Source organism: Planctomycetaceae bacterium (assembly GCA_041398785.1).
GTDB lineage: Bacteria > Planctomycetota > Planctomycetia > Planctomycetales > Planctomycetaceae > JAWKUA01.
The window spans coordinates 350,005-366,730 of record JAWKUA010000005.1; the positions used below are offsets into that span (position 1 = coordinate 350,005).

Below are 16,726 nucleotides of genomic sequence, written 5' to 3' on the forward strand. Positions count from 1 at the left end.
CACGCATCGCGGGGTTCGCACACGCGTTCAACGGTTCGAGCCCTCGCCTTTCGGAGTGACCTCGGACGCAATTGCATTCGCCGTACTGCCGCTCGCTAAGCCGGCCTATTTCTTCGCCTTTTTCTTTGCCGCCTTCTTCTTTGCGGCGGCCTTCGCGCCGGACGCGGGTTTCTTCTTACCGGCCGACTTGCCGAAAGCGCGGTCCCAGTTTTCCCAGAACTTCGGGGTTGTGCCGGTGCGTACGATTGGTCCACTCATTGATTCAGATTCTTAATTGAAGATTCCGACAACGCGCGGGCAACAGGCCCGCGCGACGAATTTCCGTGAGGGGCGGGACCCTACACAAGCCCAAAGGCCGTGTCCATGTTATCTGAGATTTCCTTCAGGCGATCCGGCCCGCCGCCTCCAACTTCAGCCGCTGCCCAGCCGGTGTAACGAATCTCCTGCAGCGCCTTTCGAACGTCGGCCCAGTCGAGATCGCCTTCACCGATTTTCGTGAACTTGTCCTGTGCTCTGGAGAACCCCTTCAGGTCGAGCTTGATGATGCGGCGATTCAACTGGCGAATCCAGTCTCCCATACTGCCGTACTTCCAGTGGTTGCCGATGTCGAACTGCATGCCGACCCACGGCGAATCGAATTCGTCAACATACTTCACGAATTTCTCAGCGGTCTGAGTTCGGTCACCGACGTTGTCGTGGTCGTACAGGAAGTGATTCCAGACGTTCTCGATGGCGATCGCGACACCAAGTTCGGACGCCAGCGGCAGAGCTTTGCTGATGTTTTCCACCGAACGCTTCCACACTTCGTCCTCCGTGCCGTCATTGCCGTGGCCGACGACCAGCAACACCGTGTGCCCGCCGACGGCGTGCGTCATTCGCAGCGCGGACTGCAGCGATTCCAGAGCCTTCGCACGCACACCGGCATCCGGGTCGGAGTGACGAACCTGCCAATGCGATGAGTTCACCGTGCCGTCAACGGGCAGCCCGGTGGCTTCGATGGCGGCCAGAGTTTCCTTCACGTCCATCGCGGGAGCATCCAGTTCGATGCCGTCGAAACCCGCGTCTTTGACGGCCTGGAATTTCTGCGTCAGCGACCCGTCGACCCTGACCATGCCGATCTTCAGCGTCTTATACAAACGGCCCTTCAGATAGCCGGGTTCCGCAGAGGCCGGTGTGGCGAATGCGGTCCCCGCAGCGACTGCTGATGCGGCAACAGCCGTGCTTTGCAGAAAACCTCGACGTGACAGGTTGAATGATGACATGGCAGCAGCACTCCGGAGAAGAAAAGGGGCGGTACGGCGGGATGTGACACGCTCGACGCCAGCCATCTTAGTCGTTCAAAACAGCGCCGAAAAGCGGCGGCACCCCTCGGCGTCACCACCGCTGTGCCGTCGCGGTGATCTCTGTAGAATTCCGTCCAACCCCAAAGGTCATTCCGTCGTTTCAAGCAGGAACTTCGCTGATGCAATTCTTCCTTCGCTGCAGTTCCGCGTTGCTGGTGCTGTCAGCTTCGTTTGTCCGGGCCGAAGACATCACGGTGTCGCCGCTGACCGACGAACAGCGGCTGGCCATGGCGACGATCGAAGAAAAGTCGGTGCGCAGTACGATCTCGTTTCTTGCGTCCGACGAAATGGCCGGCCGGGACACGCCGTCGAAGGAACTCGACATCGCCAGCGCCTACGTGGCATCGCGGTTTGACGGCGCCGGTCTGAAAGCGATCGGCGACGACGGCACGTACTTCCAGAATCATCAGCTTACCGTCAGTCGACCGCCGGCGGACGGGATTCAACTGCTGGACAGCGCTGGGCGTTCCGTCGCGGTGCGTGGTGTTCTGGCGACGGGACCGGAAAAGACGCAGTTGACCGGAACCGTGATTGACGCAGCGACAGCGGGAAAAGCAAGCCGGATCGAAGGGCCCGTCCTGGTGCCGGACATCCCGCTGCCTCCTCAGGCGCTCGGTCGCCCGGAAATGGCTCTTGCCGTCTGGTGGCGGCGGATTCGCGAGTTTCGAACGAAGAATGCACCGGCGATTCTTGTCGTTCCCGCCAGCGAAAGCATATTGCGGGAGTTGCTGCCGCTGCTGTTGCAGAAGGCTCATCTGGAAACCGGTGTGACCAGCTTCGAATGTCCGGTTGTGATTCTGTCGGAATCGGCACCGGACCTGCTCGGTCAAAGCGTGACGCTGACAGTTCCCGCTCAGCACACCGAATCGGCCGGCGTCCGTAACGTGATTGGCGTCATTCGAGGCAGCGATCCGGTGCTTGCGAACGACGCCATTCTGATCACCGCGCATCTGGACCACATCGGCGTTGTCGATCACGGGATGGATCGCATCAACAACGGAGCGGACGACAACGCCACAGGAGTCACGGGAGTGCTGACGCTGGCCGATGCGTTCGCAAAGCTGGATCCCGCGCCGAAGCGATCCGTGATCTTCATGACGTTCTGGGGTGAGGAGAAGGGTCTGCTGGGGTCGAAGTACTTTGCCGAAAACCCGCTGTGGCCGCTGGACCGAATCGTCGCCAACGTCAACCTGGAAATGATCGGACGGCCGGAATCCGACGCGCGAGAGAAGGCATGGATGACGGGATGGCGGCATTCGAATCTCGGGAATCTGCTGAATGCCGGTTCCATTCGTGTCGGCGTGGAAATCTTCGATCGCAGCGACATCGGCGAGATGCTGTACACGCGCAGCGACAACGCCTCGTTCGTGCAGCGGGGAGTCATCGCTCACAGCGTCTCCGCCGGGTCGCTGCATGCCGACTACCACCAGCCCGGAGATGAATGGACGAAGCTGGATCTTCCCCATATGACACGCGTCATTCAGGGGCTCTTCGCCGCCGTGTTGCCGCTGGCCGACGGTGAGGTGACGCCGGAAAAACGATAGCCCGAGTCGACCGCGAACGGACATCCGCATCGGGCCGCCGGATGGATTCGCCCTGCCGGTCGCAGGCACTCCGCCGGCGGCCGCTTTCCTTTCTGTCAACACCCCTGGAAGTCTCGAATCCGAAACGAATACGCTGACATGCAACTACTAAAGACGCTGACCCAGACGCCGTCTGTTCCCGGCCGCGAAGATCGCATTCGAAAAGTGATCGAGGACCACGTCCGAACAGCCGGGTTGTTCGACGAAATTTTCACGGACGCAATGGGATCGCTGATCGGCGTGCGAAAGGCGCGACCGGCGGCAGGTTCGACGTCCGGCACACCAGTGAGAGTGATGCTGGCAGCGCACATGGACCAGATCGGTTTTCTGGTGCGGCACATCGATGAAAACGGATTCCTGCGAGTGAACCCCGTCGGCGGTTTCGATACGCGAAACCTGTTTGCTCGCAGAGTCCGCGTCTGCACGACCGGACACGGTGATCTGCCGGGCGTGATGAACCCCGGTGGCCGGCCGATTCACATCGCCACCGACGAAGAGAAGAAGAAGGTGCCACAGATCGGGGAATTCTTCATCGACACCGGACTCGGACATGATGCCGTCTGCGAGAGAGTGAAGATCGGTGACATGGTCGTGCTGGACGGACCGTTCGAAGAAGTCGGCAACAGTATCGTGTCGCAGTGTCTGGATAACCGAGTCGGATGCTGGGCGCAGATTCGCTGTCTGGAAAACCTGCGGCATCACAACTGCGATATCTACGCGGCGTGGACTGTGCAGGAAGAAGTCGGCCTGCGCGGAGCCATGCCGGCGGCGTTCGGCATCGATCCGGACATCGGGATCGCCTGCGACACCACGCTGTGCTGCAAGACACCCGGCGTTCCGGAGGAAGATCGCGTCACCATCGCCGGCGATGGAGTCGCACTGCACGTGATGGATTCGTCGATGATCTCCGACATCAGGCTGATTGAAGACATCGAAGCGGTCGCAAAGGAACGGGGAATCAAGTGCCAGCGAGGAATTCTGCCGCGGGGCGGTCAGGACGGTGCCGTCATCCAGCGCAGCCGCAGTGGTGTCCGAACCGTGTCGTTCGCCTGCCCCGTGAAGTACATCCACACGGTGACGGAAATGTCTCACCGGGATGATTTGCAGTCGTATCCGGCACTGCTGACGGCGTGGCTGGAGACGCTGTGAACATTCGGCGATGCGTGACGAATGCCCGTCCTCTGCTGTCGGCTGTCATGCGTCGGGAGGCGCACGAACGCGTCGCTGCGAAACATTCAGCGGCGGCGTACCGTCTGGCGACGGGGAAGCCGGCAGCCTTCGACATGGAATGGTGAGCCGCGATTCGCTTAAGAGTTTCCAAATTGGTTGCCATCGTTTGCGGCGAGCCGCCGTGTCTGGCGTCACCGCGCGGAAAGTCGTATCCTGTTTGACCCTGGCGTGATCGACACCTCTTGTTCATCGCCGCCCGGCTTCCTCTGCCATGTTCTGTGGCTCATGCCGGAATGGCCAGTCCCTTCTTTTCGGAGTGTGTTTTAATGGCAACGGAAACGTCTCATGCTTTGCAGCATCTACATCACCTGTTGCAGCAACTGGAAGCCGCCGAAACGCTTCTGGCTCACGGCCCGCGGCGAATTGCTGCCGCGGAGAAAAAAATCGTCGCCGGCGAACAGGCATGTAACGACCAGAAGGCTCAGATCCAGACCGTGCGCAAAGCGGCGGACCAGAAGTCTCTGAGCCTGAAGAGCCGTGAAGCCGACATTCAGAAACTCAGCCGGCGCCTGAACGAAGCTTCGTCGAACAAAGAGTACGACATCATTATGGCCCAGGTCACTGCCGAAAAGACGGCGAATGCAAAGCTGGAAGACGAAATCCTGAGCCTGCTGACTCAGGTCGATGAAGCCACCACGGAACTCTCCCGGCTTCAGAAGGAAGTCGAAGCGGCTCAGGAACGCGCCCTTCTGATTGGTTCGGAAGTGAAGGAACGCGAACCGGGAGTTGTCGCCGATGTTGAACGTCTGAAGGCGGAGATCCGGGAAGCAGAAACCGCGATTCCCGCCGGGGAATGCTTCAGTGCCTATCGCCGGCTTGTCCAGTCAATGGCGTCGGCGGCGCTGGCCGAAATGGACGGCGGTTTCTGCACGGCGTGCAATACGCGAGTGACGCCGCAGGACGCGGTTCGCATCAACCTTGGTGAATTCGTCATGTGCCGTGAATGCGGGCGCATTCAGTACACGATTGCCGAATAGCCGGCCGGCGTGACCGGGTTGCACAACTCCCGGCAGCGTCCGGCGCCGACATGGACCGCAACCGCCTGTGATTCCACGGAGCGTTGTTCCCGGCCGCGGCTGAAATACCTTATTCAGAAGTCGGCGCGGCAATGTCCTGCAATGCGTAGACAATGCGCCGCAGTCGCGGACCGCCATGACGCAATCATCGGAAACCGCAACGCTGCTGCGCGGCGGGGACGGATTATGGACCGGTCCAGTTGTACTGGTTCAGCGTCAGGCACAGGAAGATGATGCCCGTGATGACAGCGGCCAGGGACACAAACATCAGTCCGTCGTAAACGGTTGGATCAGAGTTTCGTTGTGACATGGTCCCCTCGCTCGATGCTGCCGTTACGTGTGTCTTCGACAACGATACCAACGGCCGTGTCGGGATTGACCTCGTACACGCGGATATCGGCCTTGTACTTCCCGGGTCCGTAGACCGTCAGAATCTGGTCCTTGAAAACTTTGTCGTCGCTGCCAATCGTGACTTCGACGTATTCCTGACTGCGGTCGCGGCTTCTGTGAGTCGCCGTCACCAGACCCTCAACCTTTTCGATTTCTTTCGGCACCGGTCCGACCACGGCCTGTCGCGGGTCAATTCCATTCTGCCGCGCCAGATCCGTCAGGCGTCCGATTTCCTGAATGTTCTGTCCTTCGCGTTCGCGAGCGGCCGCGACCAGACCGCTCAGATCGAGATTCTCGTCTTCACGCTGGCGGTTGATTTTAATAAGTTCATTGATGCGGTTTCGCTGAGCCTGCACTTCGGCCCGCAGTTCGGTGGATTCCGCCAGTCGCGATGCCGCTTCGTCGTTGGCAACTTCGATTTCCGCGATGGCCTTATCCCGCTCCTGGCGGACTTCCTCCAGAAGGTCAGTGCTCGTCTGCGTCCGGATCAGCGATTCCTGAAGATCAGACCGCAGCTTGTCGCGTTCTTCCGTCGCGGCGACCAGTTGCTTGTTGATCTCTTCCAGGTTCTGAACGTTGGACTGCTTTTCTTCCGTAAGCTGCTGGGTGAAGTTGGCCGCCTTCTTCTCTTCTTCAAGAGCCTTTTCTCGCCACTGCCCCGAAAATGTGTACACCGCACCGGCAAAACACATGAACAGGATGCTGAAGACCAGTTGAAGAATGACCAACATCTTCCCGACGACGTTATTCATCGAGTTTTCTCCGCATCAACGACTTAGCTGATTCGATTAAGGATTGGTTTGAGATTGAAGCTGCTGCCGGCGAGCCTGCAGTGTCTGCTCATCCAGTTGCAGACGCAGCAGACGATCGGTCAGTGTTTTCCGCAGTTCCTGCAGCCGATATAGGTCTGTTCGGATTTCTTCCAACTGATTCTGCAGCCGGACCACGTCCTGCCGTCTCTGAGCGGTTTCGTCGCGAGTGGCCTTGCCTTCCACGGAAAGTGCCTGCAGTTCCTGCGACTTCTGCTTCAGTTCCTGATCGTAGCCGTTGGCCACACCGGTCAGTGTCTGAATCCGGGTGTTCAGTGCCTCCATGTCCTGTTGCTGCTGGACGGTGATTCTTTCGATCTCAGCCCGGATCTCCGAAACCTTCTGAGTCATTTCTGAGGTTTCGTTGCCCAGCCTCTGGCTGAGGTGAGCTCGCGCCTTGACGACGGCCTCGTAGGCGTTCGGAGACTGCCCGACGTTATCCTTCGCGCCGATGCGTGATGTGACCGTCCAGGAAGGGCTGTCGCCGCCGGACGATTCAAAGTTGTAGTCCTGCAGTTCGGGCGAAAACATGGCCGTCCGCGCGTCCGGCCGGCCGTAGTAGGCGGCAATGGACGCTCCCATCAGCATGACGCTGGTGATCGCCAGAACGATCGTCGCAAGTTTCGGAAACGCGGCTTTCATGGTGTGTCGAGTTTCCCGAGAGTGCTGAAATGATCCGATTGAAATCGTCCGCCCACAGCAATCCGCTGCGGATTCCGCGTCGGGATGCCACGAACAAAACGACGTATCCCGCCCGGCTTTTATAAGGTGCCAAAAGAATTTGAGTCAAACAGAAACTCTGTGACCAGCTCCATTTGGGGCTGGTCGAACAGAAGACGCCGCGGCATTCGCGACCCCGATCATCCATTCCGCCTCCGCCGCGGACGGGATATCTCGCCGAGTGCGGTTTTCGCTGGACTCTCGAATCTTGGTATCGACCGCATCTGTCACCAACTGAGTGTAAGCTGCGGAAAACGTTTCTCCCTGCCAAATTTCGCAAACACCTTCAATCGGAACAGCACGCACAGACGCCCCAGATGTCCCATTGACATTCGGATTCATGGACATCCGGCCATTTTGCTGAAATAGGGTCCAGAGCTGCACTTTTTTCGGACGTTGCTAAGCTTCCTGCCCTGCCAAAAGGTGTATTGGAGGTGTTCTGAATGTCAAAAACCACGCTCAAAGCCATTCCCGTGCGAGGCGCACGAGCCCGTCGCGACGCTCCCCGGGTGTGGCCCGGAGCACCTCATCCGCTTGGAGCCACCTGGGACGGCCAGGGCGTCAATTTTGCGATTTTCTCTGAAAATGCCGAACGCATTGAATTGTGTCTGTTCGACGACGCCACCGACAAGCAGGAATCCGTTCGTCTGGACCTGACGGAACAGACCGATCTGGTCTGGCACGGCTATGTTCCGGGCCTGAAACCCGGACAGCTGTACGGGTACCGCGTCCACGGCGAGTACAACCCCTACGTCGGCCATCGGTTCAACGGTCAGAAGATCGTGCTGGATCCCTACGCTCGCGCGGTTGGGCGGGGCATTCAATGGTCGGATTCGATGTTTGGCTACGACACCGAACGGGACGATCTGGTGCGCGACGACCGCGACAACGCCGCTTTCGCTCCGCTGGGAACCGTCATCAACTCCGCGTTTGACTGGGAAGGCGACCGCCATCCGCGCACGCCGTGGCACAAGACACTGATCTACGAAGCTCATGTCAAGGGCTTCACGATGCGGCATCCGGGCGTCCCCGAAGAACTTCGCGGCACGTATTCCGGACTGTGTTCTCCGGCGGCAATCGATCACCTGAAGCAGCTCGGCGTTACCGCCATTGAACTCATGCCGGTTCATTACCATGTTGACGACAGGCATCTGGTCACTGCCGGACTGGACAACTACTGGGGCTACAACACGCTGTCGTTTTTTGCTCCCGACACGCGGTACGCGTCGGCCATTCGTCCGGTGGAGGTCATCAACGAATTCCGAAATATGGTCCGTTGCCTGCACGCGGCGGACATCGAAGTCATTCTGGATGTCGTTTACAACCACACGGGAGAAGGCAACCATCTGGGCCCGACACTGTCTCTGCGCGGTATCGACAACGCATCGTATTATCGCATGATGCCCGGGAATGCCCGGTATTATCAGGACTTCACCGGCTGCGGAAACACGCTGAACATGCAGTGTCCGCGTGTCCTGCAGTTGATCATGGACAGCCTGCGCTACTGGGTGCAGGAAATGCACGTCGACGGCTTCCGATTCGACCTGTGCAGTGCTCTGGCCCGCGAACTGCACGACGTCGACAAGCTGAGTGCCTTCTTCGACATCATCCTTCAGGATCCCGTGATTTCTCAGGTGAAGCTCATTGCGGAACCGTGGGATCTGGGCAGTGGCGGTTATCAGGTCGGCAACTTTCCTCACTTGTGGTCGGAATGGAACGGCAAGTACCGCGATACGATCCGCCGGTTCTGGGCGGGCGACGGAGGCGCCGTCAACGAATTCGCGACACGGCTGACCGGCAGCAGCGACCTGTTTGAACACAACGGGCGACGGCCATACGCCAGCATCAACTTCGTCACCGCCCACGACGGCTTCTGTCTGCGAGACCTCGTCAGCTATCACGATAAACGCAACCTTGCGAATCTGGAACAGAACCGCGACGGCGACAATCACAACAACAGTTGGAACTGTGGTGTTGAAGGGGAAACAGCCGACGCGGCCGTCGTGGCTCTGCGTAACCGCCAGCGAAAAAATTTCATGGCTACGCTGATGATGTCTCAGGGAGTCTCCATGCTGCGAGCCGGCGACGAACTCGGCCATACGCAGAACGGAAACAACAACGCCTATTGCCAGGACAACGAAATCAGTTGGCTGAACTGGGACCTGAACGAAGAGCAGCAGGACTTCCTGCAGTTCTGCCGCGATGTCGTCAAACTCTGGCAGGACCAGCCGGTCCTGAAGCGGCGGAACTTCTTTCAGGGACGTCGCATCCGCGGGGCCGGAGTCAAGGATATTGCCTGGCTGCTGCCCGAAGGCGGGGAGGTCACCGACCGCGTCTGGAGTTCCCGCGCGGTGCATTCGCTGGGAGTGCGGCTGAACGGGGAATCCATGGACGAAGTCGATGAACGCGGCGAACAGATTGTGGGTGATACGCTGCTGATGCTGCTGAATCCTCAGCACGACGACGTCGCCTTCGTGCTTCCCAAACACAAACCGTCCGAACGCTGGGTTCCCCTGTTTGACACCGGTTGCCAGATCGACAGCTCGCGCGGCTGGGCACAGGGCGAAAGGTATCACCTGGTATCGCACAGCATGGCAACCTTCATCCTGAAATCGGGCTGGCCGGCGATTCGCGCGGAGCTGCATCCTTCTCATAAGGTCATCCCCGGCAAGGTTCATCGTCGAATGTAAGACACCCGGCAGAAGTGAAAACCCAGTGCAGGTTAGGGGCGGCTCCCGCCGAGCCGCTGCCGCTCGGAGATATGCTGGCACACGCGGCTCGCCAGGAGCCGTCGCTCCCAAATGTTCGATCGCCCCGTGTACCACGTCTTCGCAGAAGCTGTGCGGCGCAGCCGTCGGAAGGCGTTGTGAGACGTCGTGACTCCACCGAACGTTGCGGTTCGAAATGGCCGTCCACAGATTTCACAGATTCACACAGATGGTACCAACAGGTGGGCGAGGCTCCTGCCGATTCCCGTGCGCCCAACCACTCGCGACACGGCAGCGGCTCCGCGGAAGCCTCGCCATGCCGGGGCTTGGGCCAGAAACTCGCCGTTTGGCCGATTGCTCACGTCACCGGCTAACGTTTTGTCGGCCCGCCGGGCCTGGCTGGCATCTGGATCACCGCCCCATGTCACGGATGAGCCGTCTTTTTCCGACAGTTGAACTGCTAAACTGAATGTCGCAAGAGTGCTCGACAGCAGGTGGCCTCGCTCGATGCCGGCCCCGCCCGATGGCGACGTCGTACAGGATGTGCGTTGTGGAGTTGGCGTTGGGTTGTTTGATCTTGAATTGATGATGGATGTGTTTCGCCTTTGGCTGCGGGGTGAACGGCGACACCTTTGCCTTTTGATGCAGGGAAAACGAACATCGTCTGCTCGCGGCTGACGAAATGTTGGAAAGCAGGGTCGGAGAATCGCTGGAATCTGCATCGCCTTTCACTGTCTGCACCAGACGTTGGAAGCGCCAAACCCGGGCGGCGCCTGCTGGTTGCTTTGGGCAGTTTTACTTCCGCCGCGGGCGCACCAGCCATGCGATGCCGCCGGCGACGATCAGCAGCGGCAGCAGAAACTTCATCCGTGGAAGGAAGGCAGCAAACAGGACGATGCCGACGATGGTCCACGGTGAAAACTTCGCCCAGGCGGCCGGCCGATTGCGGGACGGCATGGCCAGCCAGAACGCTCCCAGCAGCAATCCGACTCGAATCAGAAGTGCCTGAAGACCTTCCTTTTCGGGGACAAACGCCGCTGCGAGTGCTCCGATCAGACAGCCGGCGGACAGCAGTCCCACGTACACTCGCTTCTGGCGCAGCTCATCGGCCAGCGGCGTCTTATCGTTCACGGTGCCGTCCCGTCGTCGTCTGAGTCCCTGTCTGAATCGTCATCTGCAACGGGGCGGCGTGGTCGTTCCGAAAACCCGATGTCACGGTCGCGGCCGATTCCGAACCAGAAGCCGAAGACCGCTCCGACCGCCAGCATGATCTGAGTCACTCGCTTCAATTGATGCAGATGAGTGACAAAGTAGGAGAAACTTTCATCAGCCGGAAACGGGTCGGATTTCCACTCGATGACGACACCGAGCGCGAAGGCAACGACGGCGCAGACGACTCCCAGCGGAATCGAACGACCGCCGGAAAGCCAGCCGCACGCGATTCCCACGGCTGCTCCGGGCAGTGCCAGAGCGTAGAGTCCCTGCTGTGCCAGCACAAAGAACAGCATGAATCCGATGGCTGCTCCGACAGCGGATCCCAGGATGCCGAACGCGATATTTGCCTTTCTCGCCGCCATGAAGTTCTCCCGCGGTGGATTCTCGAACCGGTCTCGTGGTCTGACCGTCGAGACCCGAAGAATAGCATGACTTGTCTGTCAGGCACGGAAATCCGCCGAATTCAGCACGATTGGGATGCACCGGCGGGACTTGCAGCGAAGCTATTCCATCGCGGCTTCGATCAGGCCCAGCAGTCCGTCATTCAGCAGTGTCATTTCCCGCGGCTTCAGCGGGTAGTGACCCATCAGCAGGGACTGGACGTACAGCATTTCGACGGCACGTTTCAGCAATTCGCGGTTCCTGAGTTGCGACAGCCGGCCGATGAGCGGGTTGCGGAAATTCAGGCACAGCAGCGCCTGAGCATGATTCGTCTGAGACTGAGAAATGTTGTCCAGCAGGCCGGACCACAGATCGTCGGCACCTTCCTTCGACTGTTCCACGGACCGCAGAAAGCTCGCTTCGTCATTCACGGTGTAAAGGGCCGGCAAGCTGTCCGGACGAAATCGGCGAATATCGACGGAACACTGAAACGGCTGCAGAACAACGTTTGCCAGTTTGATGAAGTCGAAGATGGATTCCCGTTCGTCCAGCGTCAGATCTTCAAATTCCTGCGCAAGTTCTGAGACATCGACGAGTTCGACGGAGACCTCCGGATGCAGCGCCGCCAGTTTTTCCAGCAGCTCGGCGTCGTAGGTATAGGCGGCGTCGATGATGCACAGCTTCTGAGCGGCCGTGACGGATGAAATCTGCCGGAACTGATCCCGGGATCGCACGTACCGAATTCCGGAATGCTGACGGCGATAGTCGCCAAGCGCCATTTCGCCCAGTGACGTCTCGAACGGCAGCCAGTCAATGAACAGTTCAAAGAACTCATCGTCATCAACGGCCAGGGCTTTGATCGGAAGATGATGCAGTGCGATGATTGAATTCAGCCGGTCACGATCGTGATCCGCCAGCCGCATCAGGTAGCGTTTCAGGCATGTTCCCAGTTCCGAACGAGCGATTTCCAGAGTTTCGTCTTCGTAGAATCCTTCGCGGTTGGCGGTCGGCCGGAGTCCGGTGGTGTTGACAACGCACTTGACGAAGAAGGCCCAGTCGGGAAGCAGGTTGTCGACGGTCTCCGACAGCAGCATGTTTTTCAGATACACGCGATGACCGCGTTTCGACTGCAGCCGCGACGTATGCGGCAGGATGAAGGCGACGCCCTGCACTCCTCCGGTGTCGGACCGCAGCGGCACGGCGTCCAGGAATTGCTGGTCGAGGACGTTTTGCCCGTATTCCAGTAAGTCATCGCGTTGCAGTGCGTCGCCTGCGGTACCCGGTTTCCAGGGCGGCGATTCGTGAATTCGTTCACGCTGATTTCCGCAGATCACCTGAATGTCGACGGGAAGATGGCGGCCGAAGTGGCGCGCCATTTTTCGAACGAAGTCCGCCTCAAGAAACTCGTGGCAGCCCGGCTTCGCTCGAAGATAAACCTGAGTGCCCGGTTCGACGGTGTGGTCCAGCGTGCGCACGGAGTACGTTCCGTCGGCGCGGCCCTTCCATTCCAGCGTGGGCTGACCATCGCGAACCGACCGAGTGATGACGACGATTTCTTCACAGACAACAAAGCCGGACAACAGCCCGATGCCGAACTGCCCGATGAAATCTTCGCGGCGGAAGTCCCGTTTTGACGACTTGCCGATCGTCGCCAGAAACTGATGCACCTCCTGCTCCGTCAGCCCGATCCCGTTGTCGGTGACGATCAGCGTGGGAGGCTGTCCGACCTGTGCCGGGCGGATGATTTCCAGTCGAATCTGATCGTCGCGAAACGTCGGATCATTCATCCGCCGCGCGGTCAGCGCATCGACGGCGTTCTGCATCAGTTCACGAATGTAAACCTGCGGCCCGCTGTACAGGTGGTCGGACAACAGGTCGATGATGCCTCGCAGGTCGACCTGAAAATGCTGTTCGGAATTCATCGAGGCAAGATATCTTCGGCGTCGGAATTCGTCGACCGGTGCGGCGACGTCAAAATTTCCATGCCGAACAGCGACTTTCATTCAGTGAGTCGATACGATTTCAGAACGCGAACGGAGCCAGGGCACGCCTTCCGGCTTGTGCTTCGTCAGCCGAACATTGATGGATCGCACGAGTTCGAGAATCGGGAGGGCGAGGCTCCCGCCGAGCCGCTGCCACATCGGACGGGTTACGGCACACGCGGCCTGGCGGGAGCCTGGCTCTATCGAACGTCGGTCATATTTGTGCATCCATCGAATCACGACTGACAGGCCACTTGTGGCATGATGAAGCAGGAACAACACCGCCAGCCGTCGCGGCCAGCTAATCCCGCCTGAAAATTTCCAGCCCCATTCCCGGTATCGCCGAGGTGTTCGTTGCCAACCGTCCCGCGACTTCAATTGCGTTTCGCCGCCGTGCTGATGGTCCTGCTGTTGCCTGCGGGATTCTCCGGGAATCCACGCTGCGCTTGTGTGCTTGCCGATGATCACGACGCAGCAAACGGCGGCGCCGCCGCTGCCACAGCCGAATCGGAAATGAAGCCCTACGCGCAGGTCATCGAACAGACGGACGTTGTAATCGACATGGTGCCGATTCCCGGTGGCACATTCACGATGGGCAGCCCCGAAGGCGAAGAAGGACGAAAGGACGACGAAGGTCCGCAACACACTGTTCGCGTCGATCCGTTCTGGATGGCGAAGCATGAGATCACCTGGAACCAGTACGAAATCTGGGGCGAAAAGATCGACATCGCCCGACGGCAGATTTTCGGACTGAAGCCCACCGAACTGGATGACCGGGCCGACGTCGTCACCCGGCCGACTCCGCCGTACACCGACATGAGTTTCGGGATGGGGAAGCTGCAGAATCCCGCGATCTGCATGACTCAGCACGCCGCCCGCACGTACTGCAAATGGCTGAGTGCCAAGACGGGGCACTACTATCGTCTTCCGACCGAAGCCGAATGGGAATACGCCTGCCGCGCGGGCACGTCCACGGCATACTCGTTCGGGGACGACCCGGAGGCTCTGGACGAATACGCGTGGTTCGCCGGCAACAGCAACGAAACGTACCACGAAGTCGCCACAAAGAAGCCGAATCCGTGGGGGCTTTACGATATGCACGGCAGCGTCGCTGAGTGGGTGCTTGACCAATACGTTCCGGCGTTTTACGGTCAGCAGCCTGCGGACGTCAGTAATCCCCTGGCGATACCCGTCACGCTGTACCCGCGAGTCGTGCGGGGCGGAGGCTGGGACGACCAGCCTGACATGCTGCGAAGTGCCGCGCGGGAAGGTTCCGACGAAAGCTGGAAGGAACAGGATCCTCAGACCCCCAAGAGCATCTGGTACCATACGGATGCGCTGGGCGTCGGTTTTCGAGTCGTCCGGCCGCTGGTCGAACCGTCCGACGAAGAAAAGGCGGCAAAGTGGGACAAGACTGATCCCGTTCAGTTGGATCCCGACAATGAATCGTGACGCAATTAACCGTGACACCTACCGTGAAACAGAAGACGTGAACCACGCAACTGTGAACCAACGGAGTTCTGCATGCGGACAGGATGACCGCCGAAAGTACCGCCGATGTGTTGAATGACCGGCCGCCAGGGCTCATGCCGCGGCAGCCGGTCGTCGGACATCACTTCCCGTTTATCACCACCATCCTCGTCCTCCGACGATTTTCCACTCAGGAGCACCGTTTCCATGACCACGTCCCGACCAACTCGTTCATCTTCATCCCGCCGCAGTTTCCTGACAACGGCCGGAAGTGCCGCCGCTGCGGGGACTCTGCTGACCAAAGCCGCACCCGGCGCGTTTGCCGCCGAAGACAACAACCTGCAACTGGCGCTGGTCGGATGCGGAGGTCGCGGCACAGGAGCGGCGTCAAACGCATTGACCGTCGACAACGGACCGCTGAAGCTGGTGGCCATGGCGGACGTGTTCGACAAGAACCTGGAAAACAGCCTGGGCAATATCGACAAGGAATTTGGTCCGAAAGGAACGGTTGATGTTCCCGAAGACCGCCGCTTCATCGGGTTCGAAGCCTACAAGCAGGCCATGGACTGCCTGAATCCCGGCGACATTGTGATTCTCACGACGCCGCCCGCGTTTCGCTGGGTCCATTTCACCTACGCGATTGAAAAAGGTCTGAACGTCTTCATGGAAAAGCCGGTGACGGTCGACGGCCCCGGCACCCTTCGAATGCTGGAACTGAACAAGAAGGCGAAGGAAAAGAACCTGAAAGTTGCCGTCGGCCTGATGTGCCGCCACTGCGAAGCTCGCCGTGAACTGTTTGATCGAATCCAGGACGGCGCGATCGGCGACATTACGATGATGCGAGCTTACCGCACAGCCGGACCAACCGGGTCGGCCGCATGTCCGCCCATGCCCGCCACGGAAAAGAGCGAGCTGCAGTACCAAATCAAGAACTTCCACGGTTTCCTGTGGCTCAGCGGCGGAGCTGTCAGTGACTTCCTGATTCACAACATCGATGAATCGTGCTGGATGAAGGATGCCTGGCCGGTGGAAGCGAAGGCTCTGGGCGGTCGCCACTACCGCGGCGACATGGTGGACCAGAACTTCGACGTCTATTCCATCGAATACACGTTCGGCGATGGTACCAAGCTGCTGGTGGGCGGACGAACCATGCCGGGCTGCCACTCGGAATTCGCCAGTTTTGCTCACGGCACCAAAGGGCTGGCGGTCATCTCCTCGGCGGCGCACTGGCCGTCGCGAGCCCGCATTTACCGCGGGCACAACGAAGACAAGAACAACCTGGTCTGGGAATTTCCGCAGCCCGAAAAGAACAACCCGTATGTTGACGAATGGAAGCACCTGATTGCCGCGATTCGCGATGACCAGGAATACAACGAAGCCGATCGCGGCGTGATGGCCAGCGTGGTGACGTCAATGGGACGCATGGCGGCCCATACGGGACAGATCATTACGCTCGATCAAATGATGAACTGCGAACATGAATTCGCTCCCGGCATCGACAAGCTGACGCTGGATTCGCCGTCGCCTGTTCCATCGAAGGACGGCAAGTTCCCGATTCCGTATCCGGGTCTGGTCAAGAACCGCGAATACGCGTAGGGCAACCGCAACGACGAAGCGTCAGGCGATCGGCAGATAAAAATTTAGCCAGTGCAGAGCGGCAATTGTTTCACCCCTCCGTTGAAACGGGAGGGTCGCCGATCGAATGCCGTTCAGGCGTTCGATCGCGGGGAAGGCTGAGCACAGGGAACTCACGTCGCGCGGCCGACCCTCCCCTCGTTTGACCGGCTAAGCACCGATCATCCTCGACCCTAGTATCTTCAGTCAGGTGAAAATATCTGGTGAAATTCTGTTGACGGTTGAATGGAGTCTGGTACTGGTA

Annotated in this window: 14 protein-coding genes; 6 read left to right on the forward strand and 8 right to left on the reverse strand. The window is 59.3% G+C overall.

The genetic code is table 11. The features are described 5' to 3' along the window. Positions 1 to 105: 105 nt before the first annotated feature. Positions 106 to 258, reverse strand: coding sequence for a hypothetical protein (locus R3C19_08435; protein MEZ6060373.1), 153 nt, complete (start codon positions 256 to 258; stop codon positions 106 to 108). 80 nt (positions 259 to 338) lie between these two features. Further along, the gene (locus R3C19_08440; protein ID MEZ6060374.1) at positions 339 to 1,262 is read right to left on the reverse strand and encodes a sugar phosphate isomerase/epimerase family protein; all 924 of its coding nucleotides are present in this window, start codon (positions 1,260 to 1,262) and stop codon (positions 339 to 341) included. Positions 1,263 to 1,462: 200 nt separating this feature from the next. Between R3C19_08440 and R3C19_08445 the strand changes: the two genes are divergently transcribed. The 3 genes from R3C19_08445 (at position 1,463) to R3C19_08455 (ending at position 5,133) form a co-directional block, all read left to right on the forward strand. After that, on the forward strand, positions 1,463 to 2,887 hold the full coding sequence (locus R3C19_08445; protein ID MEZ6060375.1) for a M28 family peptidase: 1,425 nt from the start codon (positions 1,463 to 1,465) through the stop codon (positions 2,885 to 2,887). A gap of 138 nt (positions 2,888 to 3,025) precedes the next feature. Continuing rightward, positions 3,026 to 4,075, forward strand: a complete 1,050-nt coding sequence (locus R3C19_08450; GenBank protein ID MEZ6060376.1) for a hypothetical protein — start codon at positions 3,026 to 3,028, stop codon at positions 4,073 to 4,075. Positions 4,076 to 4,422: 347 nt separating this feature from the next. After that, on the forward strand, positions 4,423 to 5,133 hold the full coding sequence (locus R3C19_08455; GenBank protein ID MEZ6060377.1) for a hypothetical protein: 711 nt from the start codon (positions 4,423 to 4,425) through the stop codon (positions 5,131 to 5,133). Between the two features lie 223 nt (positions 5,134 to 5,356). Here the strand turns inward: R3C19_08455 and R3C19_08460 are convergent, their stop codons facing one another. Genes R3C19_08460 through R3C19_08470 form a run of 3 tightly spaced genes read right to left on the reverse strand, consistent with a single transcriptional unit; the run spans position 5,357 to position 7,013 of the window. Next, on the reverse strand, positions 5,357 to 5,482 hold the full coding sequence (locus R3C19_08460; protein MEZ6060378.1) for a hypothetical protein: 126 nt from the start codon (positions 5,480 to 5,482) through the stop codon (positions 5,357 to 5,359). Next, positions 5,463 to 6,314, reverse strand: a complete 852-nt coding sequence (locus R3C19_08465; GenBank protein ID MEZ6060379.1) for a hypothetical protein — start codon at positions 6,312 to 6,314, stop codon at positions 5,463 to 5,465. The genes R3C19_08460 and R3C19_08465 overlap by 20 nt, the downstream gene beginning before the upstream one ends. A 36-nt stretch (positions 6,315 to 6,350) precedes the next feature. Next, positions 6,351 to 7,013 (reverse strand): hypothetical protein, encoded by a 663-nt coding sequence (locus R3C19_08470; GenBank protein ID MEZ6060380.1) that lies wholly within the window; start codon positions 7,011 to 7,013, stop codon positions 6,351 to 6,353. A gap of 521 nt (positions 7,014 to 7,534) precedes the next feature. Between R3C19_08470 and glgX the strand changes: the two genes are divergently transcribed. Then, entirely contained in the window at positions 7,535 to 9,781 is a 2,247-nt protein-coding gene (gene glgX / locus R3C19_08475; protein MEZ6060381.1) for a glycogen debranching protein GlgX, read from the forward strand. 813 nt (positions 9,782 to 10,594) lie between these two features. On the opposite strand, the gene R3C19_08480 is transcribed toward glgX, so the two are convergent. The 3 genes from R3C19_08480 to R3C19_08490 form a co-directional block, all read right to left on the reverse strand. Beyond that, on the reverse strand, positions 10,595 to 10,930 hold the full coding sequence (locus R3C19_08480; GenBank protein MEZ6060382.1) for a hypothetical protein: 336 nt from the start codon (positions 10,928 to 10,930) through the stop codon (positions 10,595 to 10,597). After that, positions 10,927 to 11,376 carry a hypothetical protein gene (locus R3C19_08485; GenBank protein MEZ6060383.1) on the reverse strand — a complete coding sequence of 150 codons (450 nt, stop codon included), beginning with the start codon at positions 11,374 to 11,376 and terminating at the stop codon, positions 10,927 to 10,929. Before R3C19_08485 ends, R3C19_08480 begins: the two co-directional genes overlap by 4 nt. Positions 11,377 to 11,517: 141 nt before the next feature. Further along, complete coding sequence (locus R3C19_08490; GenBank protein MEZ6060384.1) at positions 11,518 to 13,317, reverse strand: HSP90 family protein; 1,800 nt, start codon at positions 13,315 to 13,317, stop codon at positions 11,518 to 11,520. Positions 13,318 to 13,890: 573 nt separating this feature from the next. On the opposite strand from R3C19_08490, the gene R3C19_08495 reads away from it, so the two are divergent. Continuing rightward, positions 13,891 to 14,829, forward strand: a complete 939-nt coding sequence (locus tag R3C19_08495) for a formylglycine-generating enzyme family protein (GenBank protein MEZ6060385.1) — start codon at positions 13,891 to 13,893, stop codon at positions 14,827 to 14,829. Between the two features lie 225 nt (positions 14,830 to 15,054). Then, positions 15,055 to 16,443 (forward strand): Gfo/Idh/MocA family oxidoreductase, encoded by a 1,389-nt coding sequence (locus R3C19_08500; GenBank protein MEZ6060386.1) that lies wholly within the window; start codon positions 15,055 to 15,057, stop codon positions 16,441 to 16,443. Positions 16,444 to 16,726: the final 283 nt, after the last annotated feature.

Bases quoted from the DNA above. Each gene is read 5' to 3' on its own strand.
- R3C19_08495 (MEZ6060385.1), top strand. From the start codon at position 13,891: ATGAAGCCCTACGCGCAGGTCATCGAACAGACGGACGTTGTAATCGAC.
- R3C19_08460 (MEZ6060378.1), bottom strand. From the start codon at position 5,482: ATGTCACAACGAAACTCTGATCCAACCGTTTACGACGGACTGATGTTT.
- glgX (MEZ6060381.1), top strand. From the start codon at position 7,535: ATGTCAAAAACCACGCTCAAAGCCATTCCCGTGCGAGGCGCACGAGCC.
- R3C19_08485 (MEZ6060383.1), bottom strand. From the start codon at position 11,376: ATGGCGGCGAGAAAGGCAAATATCGCGTTCGGCATCCTGGGATCCGCT.
- R3C19_08500 (MEZ6060386.1), top strand. From the start codon at position 15,055: ATGACCACGTCCCGACCAACTCGTTCATCTTCATCCCGCCGCAGTTTC.
- R3C19_08435 (MEZ6060373.1), bottom strand. From the start codon at position 258: ATGAGTGGACCAATCGTACGCACCGGCACAACCCCGAAGTTCTGGGAA.
- R3C19_08465 (MEZ6060379.1), bottom strand. From the start codon at position 6,314: ATGAATAACGTCGTCGGGAAGATGTTGGTCATTCTTCAACTGGTCTTC.
- R3C19_08445 (MEZ6060375.1), top strand. From the start codon at position 1,463: ATGCAATTCTTCCTTCGCTGCAGTTCCGCGTTGCTGGTGCTGTCAGCT.
- R3C19_08470 (MEZ6060380.1), bottom strand. From the start codon at position 7,013: ATGAAAGCCGCGTTTCCGAAACTTGCGACGATCGTTCTGGCGATCACC.
- R3C19_08455 (MEZ6060377.1), top strand. From the start codon at position 4,423: ATGGCAACGGAAACGTCTCATGCTTTGCAGCATCTACATCACCTGTTG.
- R3C19_08450 (MEZ6060376.1), top strand. From the start codon at position 3,026: ATGCAACTACTAAAGACGCTGACCCAGACGCCGTCTGTTCCCGGCCGC.
- R3C19_08490 (MEZ6060384.1), bottom strand. From the start codon at position 13,317: ATGAATTCCGAACAGCATTTTCAGGTCGACCTGCGAGGCATCATCGAC.
- R3C19_08440 (MEZ6060374.1), bottom strand. From the start codon at position 1,262: ATGTCATCATTCAACCTGTCACGTCGAGGTTTTCTGCAAAGCACGGCT.